Origin of the sequence: Nibribacter koreensis, from assembly GCF_039541795.1 — a bacterium.
GTDB classification, from domain to species: domain Bacteria; phylum Bacteroidota; class Bacteroidia; order Cytophagales; family Hymenobacteraceae; genus Nibribacter; species Nibribacter koreensis.
Genome location: NZ_BAABGX010000001.1, coordinates 1,258,852 through 1,278,993, shown reverse-complemented (window position 1 = coordinate 1,278,993; position 20,142 = coordinate 1,258,852). Strand labels below are relative to the sequence as shown.

Sequence of the window (20,142 nt, the reverse complement as noted above, 5' to 3'; positions counted from 1 at the left end):
GGTCTGCATACAGAATTCCGTTTTTGGCCTACATTCCAGAAAATAGGGTAAAAACGGCTTTTTGCGTTTGGTGATAATTAAGGAATAATCCTAAACGGATTCTCAGGCTTCACTAACAGGACTTTCTCGCGTTCCACCAGCACAGAACCTGCGGTTGCGCCTTTGGGCTTTCTAACGTATTTCTTGGGCGTGTATAAAACGGGACAGAGCGTGTCGCTTTTGCGTTTGGAGTAGTAGGCCGCCAGTTGGGCTGCCGTTTCAATGACGCGCATGGGAATGGCCTTGCCAGACACTTGTTTAATGACCACATGGGAACCAGGCACGTCTTTGGCATGCAGCCACAAGTCGTCTTTGTGGGTGTGCTTAAGCGTTAGGGTGTCATTGGCCCTGGCGTTTTTACCTACCCAAATCTTAAAGCCGTCCAGCTCAAACGCGTGGTACGGAAGGTCTGGCGCCGTAACCGTCTGGGTGATGGTGTTCTTTTTAAGGTACTGCCGCAACAGAGGGGCCGTGGTTATTTGCTCCAGCTCTTGTAGTTGTTGGGTTAGGCGTTCTACCTCTTCTTCTTTACGCTGAGCTCTTTCTTGTAACAAACGCCACTCTATCTGTTGGTTCTTGGCTTTTTTATACAGCCTTTCAGCGGTTTTCTGGGGCGTTTCTGTTCGGGAGAGTTTAATGAGCCTGGGTTGGTTCTGGTAGAAGTCAAATAGCTCCAGTTCTGTGCTGCCTGCCGGAATGTTGCTCAGGTTGGCCATGATCACATCAGCGGTTTGGGCATAGGGTGTGCCATGGTGCCATTGTTCCAACTGTTCTTGTATCTGGTACCAGATCTTGTTGGCCACCTCTAGTTGCCGCTGTAAAGCCTTGTGCGTGCTGCTGTAGTTCCTTTGAAAGTACTCTTGGGCTCTGAACTGGGGTACAAAGGCGTTGAGCGCCTGTAAAGGATCATTGAAGGTTTCCTGGATGGCACCTACCGGAAGCAAAGACAGACGCAGCGTCCTATGAACGGCGGTCAGGTAATAAGCGGTGGGGTTTTCCAAGAGCCCCAGCATGTTCTCTACCAGGTGTAGCCGCTCTTGAATGGGTAGGCTCTCCCAATCCTTCTCTTGCAGATATAAAAAAGGCAGATCACCCAGCGTAGGCATCATTTTCTTAAGCGAAGCAGGGTCCTGCAAGAGCTGGTCGCGGTCAAAATGAAAATGTTGGTCCATTGCTTTATAGTCCAACGCAAGGTCCTTGGCTAGTTTACGATGAAACAAAGCGGTGGCATTGTCATCTTCAAACAGGACTACGTTTGAGCGGTTCCCGAACAACTTAAACAACAATACCTTCTCTTGCGTGAACTTTATGTAGAAGCTTCTTTCCTGCCTGTGCGGAATAACCTCTAGCACTTGCTTTCCTACCAAGGATCCAAACAAATCCACTGAATTCTGTCGGGCGCGGTGAAAGGAGGTGGGGACCTGTAAACTGGAAAAAGTAGGGGTTTGGATAACTTTTAAGAAGACCGTCTGTCCATCCTTCTCAAACTCCAGCATGAGTTCATCTTTCTCCTGACTAAACGCACTGGCGCATGTGTAGCCTTGCAACAAGAGGTGTAGTTGTTGGGCTAGCTGCTTTAAAAAGAAAGAATTTTGATGCACGGTTACAGGGTAAAGGATAGACCGTCATAGGCCAAGCGCACATTGGCAGGTAATTCTTGCTCCACCTCGCGGTGCAGGCCTAGCAAATGACTGATGTGGGTAAGGTAGGCTTGCTCAGGCGCCAATTCTTCAAGCAAGGCCAGGGCTTCAGAAAGGGAGAAGTGAGAGATATGGGGTTCTTTTCTAAGGGCGTTCAAGATCACTACCTTTGAGCCTTTGATTTTCTCCTTCTCCTCGTCAGAGATATAGTTAGCGTCCGTGATGTAGGTAAAGTCTCCAATCCTGAAACCAAATACCGGCAGCTTATGGTGCATCACTGCAATGGGGATGATCTGTTGACCTACTACTGTGAAGGGTTCGTTTTGAATGGGGTTCAGTTCTACCCGCGGTACGCCCGGGTAAGTGGTATTTGTGAAGATGTAGCTGAATTCTTGCTGGAGTTGCCTGAGCACCCTTGGATCTGCGTACACCGGCATGTCCATGTGCTGCATAAAGTTGAAGGCGCGTATGTCATCCATGCCGGCCGTATGGTCTTTGTGCTCATGCGTAAATAGGAGGGCGTCTACGCGCTTAATGCGTTCCCGCAGCATCTGCTGCCTAAAGTCCGGGCCCGAGTCAATGACCAAGCTCTTGCCGGCTATTTCTACATGTACAGACACCCGCAGACGCTGGTCCCGGTAGTCCAAAGAACGGCAAACCTCACATTCGCACCCAATGACGGGTACTCCCTGTGAGGTGCCAGTTCCTAGTAAGGTGATCTTCACGCTGATGCCAACGTTTGGTTTTTAATGGCCAGGTACAGTTCCTGGCTTTCGGGCCGAAGGGCCTCTGGGGTGATTTCTATGGATTTCAGTATTTCTACCAAACAGTTAATCTTACCTTCCAGCGGAAAATATTTGTTCACTACCGCCACCTTGGTGTCCTTCAACACGCAGAATCCAGACTTAAAGGTGCCTTTCTCATAGCGCAGCATGTACTCAGACTCCGCAAAAATATCCTCTAACCGGCTTAAAAAGGGCCGGGTGTATTTTAGCTGCATAAACGTAGGGTGCCCATGGGGCCTGGTGTTATTTTACGTACTCTTTCACGGTCTGCACCAACATGTCAAAGTCCAGCGGCTTGGGTAGGTAGGCGTTGATGCCTGCTTGCTTAAACTCTTCTAGTGTGTAGTTGTTGGCATTGCCGGTCACGGCAATGATGGGAATGTTGGCTATGTCTGGGTTGGTGGAGTTACGAATCTCCTTGGTACATTCCATCCCGTCTTTTACCGGAATGTTCAAGTCCATGAGAATGGCGTCAATTTTCTCCTCGTTGATTTTTTTGATGACCTCACCACCGTTCTTGGCAGACAGCACTTTATAGTTCTGCAGCTCCAGGATTTTCTTGGTAAGGTTCAGGATTACAGAGCTATCCTCTGCAATGAGTATGGTTTTTGAATCAGCCATAGTTTAGTTAGGTAAGATTATATTTCGATAGTGAGCTTTAAAATTAGCAAAACTAGATTCTAAATCAGCATAAGCAGTAACTACATTGCTCGTTTCACCCTTCCGGATGTCATGTTCCAAGGTCTTGGCGATGCTGGTAATGGCCACCAACCCCAACGTAGAGGCCGTGCCCTTAATCTGATGCAGTGTACTTAAAATGGCTTCGTAATGTTGTGCCTCTACCTGGTTTTTAGCGTCTTCTAGCAATTCTGCCGTTTCTTCTTCAAAGTCTACGTACAGCTGCAAAGCAAAATCAACGCCGCCAATGCTGCGCAACTGCTCCACCACAGACACGTCTAATAATTGTTGCTCTTCTTTTTTATCTGCCGCAGGCGTACTGACCATCACCTGCACCGCAGCGTCCGTGCCTGCAGATGTTTTCTGACGCCATTTACTGATCCGGTCTGACAAGTCTATGCTCTTCACCGGTTTTGAGATATAATCGTCCAGCCCTTCGCTCATGAACTTCTCTGCGTCATCTTTCATGGAGTATGCGGTCATGGCCACAATGGGCGGGCATTGGGCCCCTAAAAGTCTTTTCAGCTCCTTGGTAGCTGTCACGCCGTCCATCTCTGGCATTTGAATATCCATGAAAATAATCTCATAGGTATTTTGAGTGGCTTTCTCAATGGCCTCAAACCCATTGGAGGCTACGTCTGGGGTACAGCCCAAGCGCTCCAGCAGCTTGATGGCCACTTTCTGGTTGATTTGGTTGTCATCTACCAGCAAGACAATGGGGGCGGGGTCAAACTTGTCAATGGTCTCTGTTTCTTTAGACAACTGTAACTGCTCCGTGATCTGGTGGACGTTTTCTGCCAACTTACACTTGATGGTAAACCAGAACGTGCTGCCCTTGCCTGGCTCTGACTCCACGCCAATCTCACCGCCCAACAACTCACTTAATTGCTTAGAGATAGCCAACCCCAGGCCGGTACCGCCAAAGGTCTTGGTAGAAGAGTTGTCTAGCTGGGTGAAATTGGTGAACAGAATCTGAATGTCTTCCTGCGAGATGCCAATGCCTGAGTCCCGCACTCTAAACTCCAGCAAATGCTCCTCGCCATCCACCTGTAATTGGTTGACGGTCACGCTCACGTCTCCTTGGTTGGTGAACTTTATGGCGTTAGACGTCAAGTTAGACAGAATCTGGAGCAGGCGCGTCTCATCTGTGATGATGTACCGTGGCGTTTCTTTGGAAATGAAATACGTGAACTCCAGGTCCTTCTGCTTGGCGCGGTTGGCAAATAAAGAATGTATTTTGTCTAAGGTATAGTATAGGTCAATCCCAGAAAGACTCACTTCCATTTTACCGGCCTGTATTTTAGACAAGTCCAGAATGTCATTGAGAATGTCTAGCAGGGCGTCTGATGACTTGCGCAGGGTGTCTATGTAGTCAATCTGCTCCTCGGTAGAGGCGGTATGGTACAGCAAGTCAATCATGCCAATGATGCCGTTCATAGGCGTACGCAACTCATGGCTCATGTTGGCCAGGAACTGATTTTTGACCTGCAGGGAGTTCTCAGCTAGTTCCTTGGCTCGTATCAGCTCGCGCTGGGTGTTTTTAAGCTCGGTGATGTCACGGCAAACGCCTTCAATGGCAATGGCCTCGCCGTCCAGGTTGGTGATGAGGCGGGAGTTGACCAGCACTTCAATTTCGCCCTGGTCTTTAGTTTTAAGGGCGGTCTCAAAGTTTCTTACTTTGCGCTGGGTGTAAAGGGCGTTCAACAGCTGGTCACGGTCTTCGGGGTGAATGTACAAGTCACTCACGTTCATGGTCATGGCCTCTGCCTGCGTGTACCCCAGCAAGTCCTGCACCGAAGGGCTCAATAACTGAAATTCACCACCTATGGCAGTCTTGTAGTACATGTCCTGGAAGGACTCAAAGATGCGTCTGAACTTCTCCTCGTTCTCAGCCAGGGCCAGCTGCGAAATCTTCTTATCCGTAATGTCCAGGGCGATGGCTGATACATCGTCAAAGCTACCGTCTTCCAGGTAAATAGGGTTCAATAGAATCTCCAGCCATTCACTTTGGCGATGATCTGATTTTAACTCCAACTCAAACTGCCGGGCCTGACCGGCAAAGGCCAGCTCATACGCAGATTTCATCAAACTAAAGTCTTCTTCGTCAATGAATGACTGCACCATGTCGCCTAGCATCATGCCTAGCTCAGGCATGGCCACGCCATAGTTCTGGATGGTATTGGAGAAGTTCTGGTTAAAGGAAGTGAGCTTGTATTTGCGGTTGACAGACCACATGAGGTGGGTTCCGCTCTCAAAGATGGCTTTTAAGCGCGCGTTCTGGATGTTGATCTGCTCCTCATTGCGTTTTCTTTCAATGGCCAGGGCTACCTGGTTAGAGATAAAGTGCAGAATCTCAATGTCTGTCTGCACATAGGCCTCTGGGTTCTTATAGTCGCGTACGGCAATGACCCCAATGATGCGCTCTCCAATAGATAGCGGAGAGAAGAGCATCACCTCAGGTACCACTCCGTTGAGAGAAAGCTTGCCCTCCGCCTCTAATTGTAAAAAGTCTTCTTTAGTGGCATACAGTGGCTTACCTGTTTTAATGATGTACTCGGTCATGCCAGAAGAGAACGGCCGGGTGGTAGATTCACTAGGCAGGTCTGCCAACTGGTCTACGTAGTACACAAAGTCAATAAGGTGCTTGGCGTCATCATACAGCGCAATGAAGAAGTTGTGCGTCTCTATGATCTTGCTCAACTCTCTATGGATGGCACTATACAGGGACGGTAAGTCTTTAGAGCTGATGGCCAGGTTGGCAATGGAGTAATACACCTTTTGCAGACGCTCTGCCTTGATACGGTCTGTGATATCATGGAGAATGGCGCGTGTGGCAATAGGCTTGCCGTCCTGCCAACTGCAGTTGATACTACCAATCAAGTGGATAGGCTTGCCGCTCTTGGTCAAAAAGACCGTTTCTATTTTGTTGACGTTCTCGCCCTTGTACAAATTGCGGAGCTGGTAAATGAGCTTGGCCTTGTAGTAGGGGTGGACAATGTCCGTAAGGGTGAGGTTCTCAATGTCATAGTCGTTGTAGCCCAGTTTTTCTTTCCAGGCCCGGTTCACGAAGATGAATTTATTGTCTGTGGAGATGTTCTGGATCAAGTCATGGGCGTTGTCAAACAAATCCTGTAAACGGATCTTGTTGTCTTTCAAGGCCTCCATGGCAATGCGCTTGTCGGTCATGTCCTTGCCCACCGCGGTAATGCCTGTAACGTTGCCTTCGGCGTCCATCTCAAACATGATGTTCCAGCGCAGAATCTTTACGGAATGGGACTTGGTTACCAGGTCCCACTCATAGTAACTGCGCAGGGACTGGGTGTGCAGAGCCTTCTGAATTTCCTGAATGCGGCTGGCGCGTTCATGCTCAGACACAAACAGCTCATAGTAGTTCTGGCCCACCACTTCTTCGCGCTTGTAGCCGGTATACTGCAAGAAATAATCATTCACATACAGCACGCGCAAGTCCAGGTCCAGACTGATATAGGCCAGGTTTACCTGGCTTAAGAACGACCTGAACTGTAGCATAGACTCCCGCAATACCTCCTGCTTGCGTAGGAGCGCCTGCGCCTCTTTGCGCTGGGTGATGTCCCGCACTATGCACTGCACAAAAGAAACCCCTTCCAGTTGGATGGCACTGAAGCTTACCTCACTGTCAATGGTGTTGCCGTCTGTGCGCTCCAACCGCCACTCTACGGTTTGCGGCCTGCCTTCCAACAGCGTCTCATCAATCATCTGCAGGGACTTCTCCAAGGAGGAACTGCCATCTGCCTGCAGGGCCGGGGAAAAGTCTGCCAGGCGCTTGCCCAGAATGTCCTGCTTGTTGCAGTCCAGGAGCATGGTAGCCTGAAAATTACAGTCTGCTATCTGCGAATTGTTGAGTAGGAAAATGGCGTCATTAGAAGATTCAAACAGCGTCTTGTACTTGCCTTCTGAGTAGTGGAGCTCTTGCCGCAGCTCAAACCGTGACAAAAAAGAGTTTAGCTCAAACCCCACCTGGTTGATGAACTCCGTTAAGGTGCTGGTAATGTGCATGGCGTCATCCACCAACAGAATCATGGCAGCCAGATACCCTTTGTCTGTACTAATGGGCAAGGCTATTACCTCACGTTTCCGGAAAAGGTGCTGGAAATTACGTGAAATGCTAAGCAGCGAGCGATTCTTATGCTTATTCTCCAGTTGCACCAAAAGCTCTGGCTTGAGCGCCAAAATGCTTTGGTCCTGCAGAATGAAAGAAGCCTCCCCCTTGCTTTTTACCAACTGCACCATGCGCGAAGTAGGATGGTACACATACACTCCGCCTCCAATAATATGGGCTTTCTTTAAAAACGAGTCTAAGGCCACCGCCAGGATGTCGTCGGCTGATTTAAGTTCGGCAATGGCGGGGATAAGCTTAGCCATGAACTCCTGCTGGTCCAGGCGGTGCTTGCCAGCCTCTTGTAACCCCCGTTTGTCTTCAATGGGCTTGGCCGTGCCCAATACCACTTCCTGTCCAAAGTATTTGCCGCATCTAAAAGAAAGCAGCATAGGATGCAGGCTGTCTAGATGATCTTTAAACCACCAGTCAAATTTCTGGGTTTTGCCTTCGCAGGCTTCCTGGATTCTCTTTTTAAAGGCAATCTTCTCAGAGGGGTTCAGGTCAAAGGCCTCAAACACATTCTGGCCGGTCAGGTCTTCCTTTTCGGCTCTAATCAGGCTTAGGGCTTCTTTGTTGATGTCCAGGAAGACGCCTTTTTTATCTAGAATAAACAGTGGTTCATTGCTGTCTTCAAAAATGCTGCGGTAACTAGACTCAGACGCGAACATGTCCCCCGCGGGCATGACCTCGGCAGAGGCAGACCTTACGGCCACGTACAGCAGTTCATGCCCCTCTTGCTTTACCAGGCTAGACTTGAAATAGAACAAGCCCGTACCCAAAGCGGTGTTGTTGGACTGCAGGAAGCCGCTTATATTTTTGCGCGTGCGCAGCTGCCGCAGGTTCTTTTCAAACTTGTGCAGGTACTTTTCTTCCAGCAGTTCTTTTATGTTCATGCCCTCCGGAAAAGAAGCACCCTTAAAGAATACGTCTTTCGTCTGTTGATTGACCGCCAGCACCACACCATCTGGAGAGCACACAAACATCATCTTGCGGCTGCCGCTTACGTGCTCAGCCAAATCAATCAAATGCGCTGCGGCTGACACCATAGAACTCTCTTCTGCAGACATATTAGTAAAAGTCATAATCAAACAACGGTTGGCCTTTGGGGGTGAACATTTCTCTACGGCACTTGTTCAGAAAACGTGTAATTTAGCATTTTAAAGCCAGATTGCAGGCATACATACATGATCTTTAAGGGAGAGGGAGCCTACCTGTTATTAGCTCTGTTTCTTAGCCCAATATGCCCAAAACCGTCCTTTTTACAGTCACTACAGACCTGCGCCATGATCAGCGTATGCAGCGCATTGCCGCTTCTCTGGCTCAAGCGGGTTGGCAGGTTACCTTGTTGGGCAGAAAACTGCCCATCTCTCAAGACCTGGTAGCAGCGCCTTATGGGCAGCACCGGCTTTCCTGCTTCTTTCATACGGGTCCGTTGTTTTATCTGGAATTCAACTTTCGGTTATTCTTTTGGATTTTAAAGGCCTCGCCAGACGTATTGGGAATAGTAGACGCAGACACCGCTTTGGCGGGCGTACTAGCCTCAAAATTTAAAACCATGAAGGTGACGTATGATGCCCATGAGCTTTTCCCAGAAATGCCAGAAGTGGTGCACAGACCGCTCGTTAAAACCATCTGGTCTTGGGTAGAGAAAATGGCTTTTGCACAGGCAGACAAATCTTATACCGTAAGTGCTACCCTGGCTCAGTACTTTCAAAGCCGAAACGGACAACCGGTAGGTCTGGTGCGCAACATGCCGTTTAAGGTAAATACCATGCCCGTTCTTCAGCAAAGGCCTTATTTTATTTACCAGGGAGCATTGAACGTGGGCCGCGGCTTGGAGTGTCTTTTGCACGCCATGCAAGGAATAGATGCGCACCTCTACATTTGCGGGTCTGGACCACTGGAGCAAGCATTGAAACAATTAGCGCATAATCTGGAGTTGCACAATAAAGTTAGGTTCATGGGCAATGTGCCGCCAGAGAGCCTGGTAGCACTTACCCAGAATGCGTTGGCGGGCATCATGCTGTTAGAACAAAAGGGGCTGAGTTATTACTATTCGCTGGCCAATAAATTTTTTGACTACGTACAGGCCGGTATTCCGCAGGTGTGTGTTCCGTTCCCAGAGTACCAGGCCCTTAACCAGCAGCATGAGGTAGCACTGTTGGTAGAGTTGGAAGTGACTCCAGTGCAAAACGCTTTGGCTGCTTTGTTAAAGGATAAGCCCTTGTATGACAGGCTGCAAACAAACTGCCTGGCGGCCCGCCAACAGTGGAACTGGGAGATAGAGCAGCAGGCCTTACTACAAATTTATGCAGATCTATGAGCCAAGATAAATACCTGATTGTGGTGGTGGGCCCCACGGCCGTAGGCAAAACCGACTTATGCGTACAACTGGCCAAACAATTTGAAACAGATGTGCTTTCCATGGACTCGCGGCAGTTCTTTAGAGAGTTGAGCATTGGCACCGCCAAACCTTCTCCAGAAGAACAACAAGGCGTGACGCACCATTTCGTGAATTCCCATTCCATTCAAGAAGAATACAACGCCGGCGCCTTTGAGCAAGATGCCCTTGCCTTGCTGGAAGACTTGTTCCAGGAGCACCAGGTGGTGATTGCCACCGGCGGTTCTGGTCTATATGTGCGCGCCCTCTGCGAAGGCCTGGATGAGATGCCGGAAGTAGAGCCGGGCCTCAGAGAAAAGTTGATGACCAGGTTGGAAGAAGAGGGGCTGGACCCTTTACGGCAAGAGTTGCAAGAACTGGATCCAGTATACGCCCAGCAGGTAGACTTACAAAACCCCCAGCGCGTGATACGGGCCTTAGAAGTTTGCTTGAGTAGCGGTCAGCCGTATTCCTCTTTCAGGACTCAGGCCAGCCTAAGAAGCAGAAACTTCAAGACCATTAAAATAGGCCTAACCAGAGACCGCGAGGAGCTGTACCAGCGCATAAACCAGCGCATGGACCTCATGTTGGCTCAGGGACTTTTAGAGGAAGTGAAAAGCGTCTTGCCCTACCAACACCACCAGGCAATGCAGACCGTGGGCTACACAGAACTGTTTGACTATCTAGCGGGCAAATATGACTTTGAGGAAGCCGTAAGGTTACTAAAACGCAACAGCCGGCGGTATGCCAAGCGCCAGCTTACCTGGTTTAGGAGAGACGATGAAATCACCTGGTTCCATCCCGCGCAACAGCAAGAGATCCTAGCCTTCATCCAGCAAAGGATAATTGAGGGGAAAGAAAACCATGCCCTCTAAGCTCTACTGCATAGTCAATGGCCGTTTTTAGCCTGTTTTCTGGGAAATAGGTCAAAAACGAAGGTATATAAACTACAGCCGCTTAACAGTCTGGAGTTATGCCTTTTTTCTTAAGTAGGCTGCAAGAGCGTCGTCAAATTCGCTTTCTGTAACCAAAGCGTGAGCTGCTATTTCCTCCTGTTTTGGAAGAAGGGCTAACAACTGCGCAATCTCATCACCTTCTCGTTGTATGCTTAACTGACGCGGTCTGCTTTCGCGCCAGACCTTGAAATTAGCAGATGGTTTTAACCTTCCTTTCCTGACCTCTATCAACTCCCTGGCAACAGCCCATTGCATGCTTTCTTTAAATTCTTGGTAGGAGGGGAGCGAATGGTTTACATAGTCAAAAAAGCCAAGCACCTGTTGAAGGGGTATTTCTTCCTTACCTGGTGAATAATGCAAAATTCCTTGAAGTAGGAGGACGGTTGTGTAATTCATTGCCATGTGTGAATAAAAGAGGATGTTACCTACAGCGGAAATTACAATAGGAGCCATCAAAACAAATCCCCCTCGTTTTTGGCCTGTTTTCTAGAAAACAGGCCAAAAACGAGGAGGATGAAATTTCTCTAGATGCCTAGTTACACGCTCAATACCTGCACCAGTTTCAAGAAGTTTTCACTGATGGGTTTCTTTTTGGTGATGGTATCATGAAAAGGGGTGTAGGCAATTTCGCCGTTCATGACGCCCACCATTTCATTGCTACGGCCAGCTATCAAACCTTCCACGGCGGCCATCCCCATTTGGCTGCTCAAGAGCCGGTCGGCAGCGGTAGGGGAGCCCCCGCGTTGCACGTGTCCAATGATGGTCACTTTGGCGTCCATCTGCGGAAGCGCTTCTTTTACTTTGGCGGCAATCTCGGTGGCCCCGCCCTCATCGTCACCTTCGGCTACAATGATGATGAAGGAGGTTTTAGACCGACGCCAGCCTTGCTGCAGGGTTTCTATCACCTCAGACATGGACGTGGTAGTCTCCGGGATCATGACCATCTCGGCGCCGCCGCCAATGGCGCAGGGCAGGGCAATGTACCCAGAGTCACGACCCATCACCTCCACAAAAAACACGCGCTCATGGCTGTCTGCCGTATCTCTAATCTTGTCAATGGCGTCCAGGGCGGTGTTCACAGCCGTGTCATAGCCAATGGTGTAATCTGTGCCGTACAAGTCATTGTCAATGGTACCGGGGCAGCCCATGATGGGAATGCCGTATTCCTTATGAAAAATCTCGGCGCCGGTGAATGTGCCGTTTCCGCCAATGGCTACAATGCCCTCAATGCCAAACTTAGAGATTTGGTCAAAGGCTTTTTTGCGGCCCTCTGCCGTCTGAAACTCTGGGCAGCGCGCCGACTTTAAGATGGTACCGCCTTTTTGGATGATGTTGCTTACTGAGTGAGAGAACAGCCGGTAGATTTCGCCTTGAATCATGCCGTTGTATCCTCTACCAATACCGTAAACCTCTAACTTATGATGGACTGCAGTGCGCACTACGGCGCGAATGCAGGCATTCATGCCCGGGGCATCGCCGCCAGACGTAAATACTGCTATTTTTTTCATGTCAATTCAAATGCAAGAGAGCAATTTACAGGTTTGAACCAGAAATCACAATGACAAACAACGCTGGCCTTTTAGCAAAAAGCTGAAAGTAAGAAGATGTGTTATTAAGAGGATTGCCTACTCTGCACTTTTACGGCTGAATCACTATAATATTGGCAGTTTATGAAGAAAAGGGCACCGTTTTTTTTAGAATTTCGTAAGAAAAATGGCGATATTGGCTGAGTTACCGGCCTGCAACTTTCAAGCAAAAAAATACCTACCTAATCTAAATTGAACTATGTTTTCACTATTTGAGAGCGAGGAAACCAAGCGGCTCAAGAGTCACATCATCAATTTAGGGGCCTTGGCCAAAATTGATGGACATATTGACTCCGCCGAGATGGACCATATCATTTCCATTGGCGAGCGGAAAGGCATGCGTGCCCAGGAAGTGCGCACCCTGCTTTCTGACAGTTCCAAGATTAAGCTCACCATGCCCAACAATGACATGGACCGCTTTGACCAAATCTATGACCTGGTGGAGATGATGCTGGCAGATGGCATAGTAGATGACCATGAAATGGAATTCTGCATTGACATGGCTATGAAAATGGGCTTCAGGAAAGCGGTGGTAGGCGTCTTGATCAAGAAAATAACCACTGGCGTAAAAGACGGCCTGGACCGTGAAGAAATCAAAGAAGAAGCCATCACCTTTCTGGAACTTCAGTAATCCTACATCCTTCCAGCCCACGCTACTTTTGCATTAACCATGGGCTTAGCCAAGCCATGCCGGTTTCCTTTTTGTGTTTAAGCCTTCATCAATTGGCTGGCGGCATTACTTTTTGAGTCCACTTTCTGTTTTGCCAGCTGTGTAGGGTTTGATTTTTACCTTCATACAATAGAATACCAGGTGGTATTACCTTGCTGGCTTTAAAATTGCCAGAATCATTTAAGTTCTCTTCTGGCAATGACAAGACATAACCACTCTGGTTAGAGCCTACTTTCTTTCTTGCCAAGGTTGTTTCCTGCCAGCTGGCACCCTCTTGCCGCGGTCTCATAAAGGCTACCACCTTTACAGAATCTCCTTCGGCCAACTGCACCACGTAATCTACCTTTTTGTCTCCGGTAAGGTCTTTCTGGAGAAAATAAGGACCCTGCTGGTCTTGGGTGAGACGCGCTCTGTCCAAATCTGAGAGGGAGGGCCACTGCCAAAGCGGATGGGTTTGATCTAAGACTACTTCTAGTTCTGGCGGTAGGTGCTGCTTTACATCCTGGGCGGGGCTCACGGTAGCCACCGTACCGTCCTGCCGGGAGTTGTTGGCTGAGTCAATGGTCTGTTCAAGCTCCTCAGGGCCTGGGTTGGCCGTAGTAACGCCCACCTCTGCGGTTTCCTTAGACTGGCAGCCTAGGGTGGCTATACATACACAACACAGAAAAGCAGATACTCGCATAGGATAGAAGCGCCTTTTATAGAGGTACGCAGTAACCTTATGGCAGTTAAGGGTACATCTGTTTATGGCCTGTTTTAAAGAAAACAGGTCAAAAACAGATTTTATAGCGGCCAGAGGATGGGCACTAAAAACAAGATGATGGCCATGAGGATAAGCGTAAGGCCAGAACCAATCTTTAAGAAGTCTCTAAACGTGTACTTGCCCGGGCTATACACCAGTATGCAAGACGGTTCAAAGGGCGTGATTAGCGACACAGAGGCAGACAGCATGATGGCAATGGCAAAGGTTCTGGGGTTGGCGTCTAGTTGAATGGCCGTTTGCAAGGCCACTGGCAATACCACCAAGGCAGAGGCCGCATTGGACATGGGTTGGGTCAAAAAGACGGTAAGCAGGATAAAGCCCCCCAGAATCACTATCACGCCAAACGGTTCCAAGAGTCGCACAATCCAATCTGCCAGAAACTGGTCTGCGCCCGTGTTCTGCATGGCCATCCCAAACGCCGTCATGCCGCCAATGAGCACCAGCAGTCGCCAGTCAATCACCTGATAGGCCCGGTCTGTAGTGATGCACTTGGTCAAGACCGCCAACACCGCCGCACCCATAAAACTGATGGAAAGCGGCAGGAGGCCTACGCTACCCACAATAATGGCCACAATGAAGAACCCTAGCGTGAACAGTCCTTTGCGGCCTTTGAACAAAATGGGCTTAAACTCATCCAGAACGGCCAAATGCTGATTGGTTTTTAAGAAAGCCAGCCGCTCATTGGTACCCTGCACCAGAAGCATGTCCCCCAGTTGCAGTTGAATGTCGCCAATCTTGGTCCTGATGGTTTCGCCTTGCCTGGACACGGCCAGCACCACCAACCCGAAGCGGCGCAAAAAGTCCGACTCGCGCACGGTCCGTTTAATGATGTCAGATTTGCCCGTGATCAAAATCTCCGCCAGGCGCACATCGCCGCCCACCAGGTCGTCTTCAATGATCACGTCGGCTACAATCTCAATGCCCTTGGTTTCCTTGACCTTCATGAGGTCATCAATCTCGCCTTCTACCAGCAGCACGTCATTTTCCCGGATGCGGGTGCGGTAGTCTGGCAGAAAGTTTTCTTTGCCTCTGATGATGTTCAGAATCCTGAAATTCATCTTGGACAGGTCTGAGGTGAAGGCCACCTGCCCAATAAGTGGCGACTCAGGCATGATCATGATCTCAGACAGGTAGGTTTTGATGTTGTATTTGGTGGTGAGGCCTTGCGACACCGCCTGGGGCAACATGCGCTTGCCAATGGTCATCATGTACACAATGCCCACTGCAAAAATGACCAGTCCAATGCCCGAGAACTCAAAGAACCCAAACGGCTCATACCCGGCCTTGGACATATAGCCGCTCACCGCCACGTTGGTAGAAGTGCCAATCAAGGTGCAGGTGCCCCCCAAGATGGAGGCATACGCCAGCGGCATTAAGAACTTAGAACTGCTCAGGTGCATCTTCTTGGCCACCCCCACAATGGGCGTCACAAAGAGCGCGGTCACGGTGGTGTTGTTCATGAACGCAGACACTACGCCTGGTATCACCATGATGAAGAGCAGGAGGGAGTTGGGGTTGTGGCCCACCTTGCGCATGAGCCAGTTGACCAGAAAGTCCAGCACGCCGGTGTCTTCCAGAGCGGCACTCAAGACAAAGATGGAGGCCAGGATGATGATAAAGTCACTGCTGAAGCCGTCAAAGGCCTCTTCTGGACTGATGATTTTGGTACTGGTGAGCGCTATCAGCAACAAGAGCGTAATGATGTCCACTGACAGCTTCTCAGAGGCAAAGAGCGCAATTGCCACCAAAAGCAAAATCAAGACGAAGGCAATCTCCATAAGGGCAGCGCTGGTTAATCTGGGGTAATGTAAGAAAAATTGAGTGGGCCGCACCCTGGAACAGGTGGATTACTCTAATTCAGGTCTTGTACTCTTGCCAGACAGAAAAGGTTAGCGCCTCTTCTAAAATACCCGTTTTTGCCCTGTTCTCTGGAAAACAGCCTAAAAACGAACGTGCCCTTCTATGGCTTCTAAAATGATGTCACAGGCCAGGTCAATCTCCTCAAACGTGATGGTGAGGGGAGGAGCAAGACGCATGGAATTGTCGCAGAACAAGAACCAGTCCGTGAGGACCCCTTTTAAGATGGCGCTGTCTATCACGGCTTTGAGCACGTCAAAAGACTCCATCTCGGCGGCCATCATCAAACCTAGGTTCCGGATGCCCTTGATGGCCGGATGGGCAAGCCGTTGCTTGAACCGTTCGGCCTTGGCATTGACCTGGTCCAGTAATCCCTCTTCCAAAATAATTTTGAGGGTGGCTAAGGACGCCGCGCAAGAAACCGGGTGCCCGCCAAACGTGGTGATGTGCCCCAGCATGGGATCGTTTTTAAAGCTGTGCATGATTTCTTGGCGCGAGATGAACGCTCCAATGGGCATACCGCCGCCCATGCCTTTGGCGCAGGTCAAAATATCTGGCACAATGCCAAACTGCTCAAACGCCCAGAAGGTACCCGTACGGCCAAACCCGCACTGAATCTCATCCAGTACTAGTAAGGCGCCCACTTCTGTGCATCTGGCTCTTAGGGCTTGCATGTAGTCCTGGCTAGGCACACGCACGCCCGCTTCACCCTGCACCGTCTCTATGATCACCGCCGCCGTTCTGCGCGTGATGCGCTCCAAGTCTGCATGGTGGTTGTGCTGGAGGTGGTTGACGTCTGGCAAAAGCGGCCTGAAAGACCGTTTAAAGCTCTCAGCACCATTCAAGGATAAGGCTCCCTGTGTGGAGCCGTGATAAGCCTTGTCAAAAGCGATAATCTCCGTTCTGCCCGTAAAACGCTTGGCCAGTTTCATGGCACCCTCCACGGCCTCACTGCCCGAGGACACAAAGTACACGTTGTCTAATCCTGCCGGTAATGTCTGCGCCAAGGCATGCGCCAACTGAGCCGGCGGGGCCTGCACAATCTCGCCGTACACCATTAAATGCAAATACTTGTCCAGTTGGTCCTGAATGGCAGCAATGACCTTCGGGTGCCGGTGGCCCACGTTACTCACCCCAATCCCCGAAATCAAGTCCAAATACTTTTCGCCATTAGGTCCATACATGAACACCCCCTCGGCGCGCTCTACTTCTAAGAGCAATGGAAAGTCTGTGGTCTGGGCCTGATGTTGGAGAAAGAGTTGACGGGCAGAAAGCATAGCAAACGGTTTAAAGCTGCAAAGATAGCTTTTATAGTACTGAGTCTAGAGTCGCGAGTCTTGAGTCTGGTTATTTTATGTTTCGTTTTTAGTCTGATTTGCAGAAAATAGGCTAAAAACAAAAGGGAGGCGAAGTGCCTCCCTTTTGAAAGAATAAACCAAACGAAATGTTACTTGCTTGCCGTTTGCAGACGCTCCAGTAATAACTGTGTGAACTCACGTTCTGCGCGGTAAAATTGGGCCAGTTGGCGCGGCGTAATGACGCGTAGGTACCGCTCCATGTATTCTTTTTCAGCGTCCAATTCCCGCTGGCGGTTAGCCAGGCGACTTTCCAGACCGGCCTGTATCTGATCATCGGTCATGTTGCCAATGTTCTCTTCTCTAAACTGCTTGGCTTTGTGACGCAGTTCGCGCTTGCGGGACTCATGCTCCGTGTAGATGGGCCAGAAACGCTGCGCCTGCTCAGCAGACATTTTTACATTGTCTGTGATGAAGGCAATCTTGGCGTTGTTGATTTTCTCGTAACGGGCCTTGCGCTCTTCAGGCGTTTCCTTCTTGGTTTGGGCTTGCACCTGCGTAAATGCTGCCAAAAACAGCAAAACACACAGGGTAAGTACATGCTTAAATTTCATTTCTATTGATTAGGGGTTGTTTCCATTTGTTCTTCCAGCATCTCCTGGGTCACTATTTCACTTACGTCCTCGGTGCGCACGTCCAGGAATTCCAGGGACTGGGGTGGTTTTACGGCGGTCACTTCGGCCAGGTCAGCGGTTTGCAGGTCTTCTTGGTTGAGCAGGTATTGGTAAATTTCTTTCTGTGACACCTGGGCCATGGCCTCTTGGGTAGAAAGCGTCTGGTCTGTGTACTGCGTGATTAAGAAAGAAGCCGCAAACACCAAGGCCAAGCCCAGACCGGCAAACGCGGTCTTCAACTGCCAGAACCAGGCAGCCTGTGGTTGTGCTACCGGACCAGCATAGGCCGTCTTTTGCATGATGCGCAGGGGCAACTTGTCAAAGTAGTCCTCTGGCACCTGGTAGCCGTGGTGCTTAGGTAAGCTATTTATATCAAACTCTTCTTTCATACTCAAGGGATTAGATGCATTTAAGGGGGTAGGGTTTAATCTCCCTTCAAAAACTCCTCAATTTTTTTCACGGCAATGTGGTAGGAGGCCTTCAAAGCGCCCACAGAGGTGCCCAGTATCTCTGAGATTTCCTCGTACTTCAGCTCGTCAAAATACTTCATGTTAAAGACCAGCCGTTGCTTGTCTGGCAGACGCACCAAAGCCTTCTGTAGTTTCAATTGAATCTCGTCGCCGGAGAGCGTATCTGTATTGTCTAGCTTCTCGGCCAGCTCGGCGGCCACGTCATGGATGGGCAGGAAGAAGCGCTTCTTTTTGGCGTTTAAGAAGTTAAGACACTCATTGGTGGCAATGCGGTAAATCCAGGTGTAGAGTTGCGCGTCCTGCCGGAACGTCTCCAGTTTCGTCCAGATTTTCACGAACACCTCCTGCGTCAGGTCATCGGCGTCATCATGGTCCACCACCATCTTCCGGATATGCCAATACACCTTCTGCTGGTACTTGCGCACCAGTTGGTTGAAGGCCAGGTTCCGGGAGTCCGGGTTCTGGAATTTGGCTAGTATCTCGTGGTCTTCCAATCGTTGCTGGTTATTCGTTGTTCGTTATTCGAGGATTAAAGATGATGGCAGAACAACAAGTTTAAAGATAAGCGGAAGTTTTAGGTGTTTGGTAATTGAGTTTACTGATTCTCCGTTTTCGGCCTAATTTTCAGAGAACAAGCCAAAAACGACAAGGAGCTTACTCTTTCAGAACAGACTTACTTGTTATTACCATAAGTAGAAAAAGCTGAAGGCCAAATAATGCTTTTACAGCCCAATCCTTGAGCAAATCAACTTCTCTCCAATTCGTCACCAACACAACTGGATGCCATGGATCAGTTGGACTTACTCTGTTTTTGCCAATAATTTGACCTTCAATCATATAAAGGTCAGTGCCCATGGGGTCTAATGTTGAGGTTAGTGCCTTGGTGACATATATTTCAGAATAACTCAAATCAAATTTGGCTAAGCTATCTGGGGTAATGCTTTTAAGGTAGAGACTGCCATTGACCACTTTTTCATCTGGACAGGTACATGCCATGCCGCTTACTTTTATCTGTCCCCAATGAATAGGCAATAGATAGTCGCTGAAATAGAAAATTTGAGCAGTCAAGATAACTCCAGCAACTGTGAAGATTTTTAATCTATTGGACATTCTTATTAAGCAAAATGAGAAGGTATTTTTGGCCTAATTTCCAGAAAACAAGCCAAAAACGAAATAAGGCTGCCCAAAGTATGGGCAGCCTTATTATTTGAGTTATTCGAACAACGAATAACTAATAATGAACAACGAAACTATTGTTTTCTCGCAATGACTTTCTCAACGGCGGCTACAATGGCTTGCTCGTTTAGGCCATATTTCTCCATCAGTTGGTCTGGCGTACCGCTTTCCCCGAAGGTGTCTTGCGTGGCCACAAACTCCTGCGGAGATGGCAATTCTTGTGCTAATACGCGAGCAACAGATTCGCCCAGGCCACCCATGTAGTTGTGCTCTTCGGCGGTTACCACGCAACCTGTTTTGCGCACAGATTCCAAGATGGCTCTGGCGTCTAGGGGCTTAATGGTGTGGATGTTGATGATTTCGGCGTTGATGCCTTTCTCTGCCAGGATTTTACCAGCTAGAATGGCTTTCCAAACTAGGTGACCAGTGGCGATGATGGTTACGTCTGTGCCTTCATTCAGCATCACGGCTTTGCCGATTTCAAACTTCTGGTCGGTCGGGGTGAAGTTAGGGACTACCGGGCGCCCGAAGCGCAGGTATACCGGACCTTCAAACTCAGCGATGGCCATGGTGGCGGCTTTGGTCTGGTTGAAGTCACATGGATTGATGACTGTCATGTGCGGCAACATCTTCATCATGCCCACGTCCTCCAGAATCTGGTGCGTGGCGCCGTCTTCGCCCAAGGTCAAACCAGCATGGCTAGCACAGATTTTCACGTTCTTGCCTGAGTAGGCTACACTCTGACGGATTTGGTCATACACGCGGCCCGTAGAGAAGTTGGCGAAGGTACCCGTGAATGGAATCTTTCCGCCAATGGTCATACCGGCGGCCAGGCCAATCATGTTGGCCTCAGCAATGCCTACCTGGAAGAAGCGCTCCGGGAATTCTTTCTGGAAGGCGTCCATTTTCAAGGAGCCGGTTAAGTCGGCGCAAAGGGCCACTACGTTAGGGTTGGTACGGCCCAGTTCCAATAGGCCAGCCCCGAAACCGGAGCGAGTATCTTTTGATTCAGTGTATGGGAAATCTTTCATCCTA

General features: G+C 49.4%; 18 protein-coding genes. 3 read left to right on the top strand and 15 right to left on the bottom strand.

Annotation, left to right across the window (positions count from 1 at the left end; all coding sequences use genetic code 11):
• Positions 1-77 precede the first annotated feature (77 nt).
• From ABD880_RS05545 to ABD880_RS05525, 5 genes are read right to left on the bottom strand one after another with little or no spacing between them, the layout of a single operon-like run.
• Entirely contained in the window at positions 78-1,640 is a 1,563-nt protein-coding gene (locus ABD880_RS05545) for an NFACT RNA binding domain-containing protein (RefSeq protein WP_345163307.1), read from the bottom strand.
• Positions 1,641-1,642: 2 nt separating this feature from the next.
• A complete protein-coding gene (locus ABD880_RS05540; protein ID WP_345163304.1) occupies positions 1,643-2,404 on the bottom strand; it encodes an MBL fold metallo-hydrolase in 762 nt (253 codons plus the stop codon).
• On the bottom strand, positions 2,401-2,679 hold the full coding sequence (locus tag ABD880_RS05535) for a hypothetical protein (RefSeq protein ID WP_345163300.1): 279 nt from the start codon (positions 2,677-2,679) through the stop codon (positions 2,401-2,403). The genes ABD880_RS05540 and ABD880_RS05535 overlap by 4 nt, the downstream gene beginning before the upstream one ends.
• Positions 2,680-2,707: 28 nt before the next feature.
• Positions 2,708-3,085: a response regulator gene (locus ABD880_RS05530; protein ID WP_345163297.1), complete on the bottom strand. Its 378-nt coding sequence runs from the start codon at positions 3,083-3,085 to the stop codon at positions 2,708-2,710.
• A 3-nt stretch (positions 3,086-3,088) separates the two neighbouring features.
• Positions 3,089-8,326: a PAS domain S-box protein gene (locus ABD880_RS05525; protein ID WP_345163294.1), complete on the bottom strand. Its 5,238-nt coding sequence runs from the start codon at positions 8,324-8,326 to the stop codon at positions 3,089-3,091.
• A 194-nt stretch (positions 8,327-8,520) separates the two neighbouring features.
• On the opposite strand from ABD880_RS05525, the gene ABD880_RS05520 reads away from it, so the two are divergent.
• Together ABD880_RS05520 and miaA are read left to right on the top strand one after the other, a co-directional pair.
• Positions 8,521-9,603, top strand: a complete 1,083-nt coding sequence (locus ABD880_RS05520) for a glycosyltransferase (RefSeq protein WP_345163291.1) — start codon at positions 8,521-8,523, stop codon at positions 9,601-9,603.
• Positions 9,600-10,535: a tRNA (adenosine(37)-N6)-dimethylallyltransferase MiaA gene (miaA, locus tag ABD880_RS05515; RefSeq protein ID WP_345163288.1), complete on the top strand. Its 936-nt coding sequence runs from the start codon at positions 9,600-9,602 to the stop codon at positions 10,533-10,535. Before ABD880_RS05520 ends, miaA begins: the two co-directional genes overlap by 4 nt.
• Positions 10,536-10,631: 96 nt before the next feature.
• Here the strand turns inward: miaA and ABD880_RS05510 are convergent, their stop codons facing one another.
• Both ABD880_RS05510 and pfkA read right to left on the bottom strand, forming a co-directional pair.
• On the bottom strand, positions 10,632-11,018 hold the full coding sequence (locus ABD880_RS05510; protein WP_345163285.1) for a hypothetical protein: 387 nt from the start codon (positions 11,016-11,018) through the stop codon (positions 10,632-10,634).
• A gap of 134 nt (positions 11,019-11,152) precedes the next feature.
• On the bottom strand, positions 11,153-12,124 hold the full coding sequence (gene pfkA, locus ABD880_RS05505; protein ID WP_345163283.1) for a 6-phosphofructokinase: 972 nt from the start codon (positions 12,122-12,124) through the stop codon (positions 11,153-11,155).
• Between the two features lie 277 nt (positions 12,125-12,401).
• Here pfkA and ABD880_RS05500 point away from each other — a divergent pair, with 277 nt between their 5' ends.
• On the top strand, positions 12,402-12,833 hold the full coding sequence (locus tag ABD880_RS05500; protein ID WP_345163280.1) for a tellurite resistance TerB family protein: 432 nt from the start codon (positions 12,402-12,404) through the stop codon (positions 12,831-12,833).
• An 88-nt stretch (positions 12,834-12,921) separates the two neighbouring features.
• On the opposite strand, the gene ABD880_RS05495 is transcribed toward ABD880_RS05500, so the two are convergent.
• From ABD880_RS05495 to ABD880_RS05460, 8 genes are all read right to left on the bottom strand, one after another.
• Positions 12,922-13,554, bottom strand: coding sequence for a hypothetical protein (locus ABD880_RS05495; RefSeq protein ID WP_345163277.1), 633 nt, complete (start codon positions 13,552-13,554; stop codon positions 12,922-12,924).
• A 101-nt stretch (positions 13,555-13,655) separates the two neighbouring features.
• The gene (locus ABD880_RS05490; RefSeq protein ID WP_345163274.1) at positions 13,656-15,413 is read right to left on the bottom strand and encodes an SLC13 family permease; all 1,758 of its coding nucleotides are present in this window, start codon (positions 15,411-15,413) and stop codon (positions 13,656-13,658) included.
• Positions 15,414-15,575: 162 nt separating this feature from the next.
• Positions 15,576-16,769 carry an aspartate aminotransferase family protein gene (locus ABD880_RS05485; RefSeq protein ID WP_345163271.1) on the bottom strand — a complete coding sequence of 398 codons (1,194 nt, stop codon included), beginning with the start codon at positions 16,767-16,769 and terminating at the stop codon, positions 15,576-15,578.
• 170 nt (positions 16,770-16,939) lie between these two features.
• Positions 16,940-17,401, bottom strand: a complete 462-nt coding sequence (locus ABD880_RS05480) for a hypothetical protein (RefSeq protein WP_345163269.1) — start codon at positions 17,399-17,401, stop codon at positions 16,940-16,942.
• Positions 17,402-17,403: 2 nt separating this feature from the next.
• Positions 17,404-17,850 (bottom strand): hypothetical protein, encoded by a 447-nt coding sequence (locus tag ABD880_RS05475; RefSeq protein WP_345163266.1) that lies wholly within the window; start codon positions 17,848-17,850, stop codon positions 17,404-17,406.
• Positions 17,851-17,885: 35 nt separating this feature from the next.
• The gene (locus ABD880_RS05470; RefSeq protein WP_345163263.1) at positions 17,886-18,425 is read right to left on the bottom strand and encodes an RNA polymerase sigma factor; all 540 of its coding nucleotides are present in this window, start codon (positions 18,423-18,425) and stop codon (positions 17,886-17,888) included.
• Between the two features lie 160 nt (positions 18,426-18,585).
• Positions 18,586-19,041, bottom strand: a complete 456-nt coding sequence (locus tag ABD880_RS05465) for a hypothetical protein (protein WP_345163260.1) — start codon at positions 19,039-19,041, stop codon at positions 18,586-18,588.
• Positions 19,042-19,181: 140 nt separating this feature from the next.
• Positions 19,182-20,138, bottom strand: coding sequence for a transketolase family protein (locus tag ABD880_RS05460; protein ID WP_345163257.1), 957 nt, complete (start codon positions 20,136-20,138; stop codon positions 19,182-19,184).
• Between the last annotated feature and the right edge of the window lie 4 nt (positions 20,139-20,142).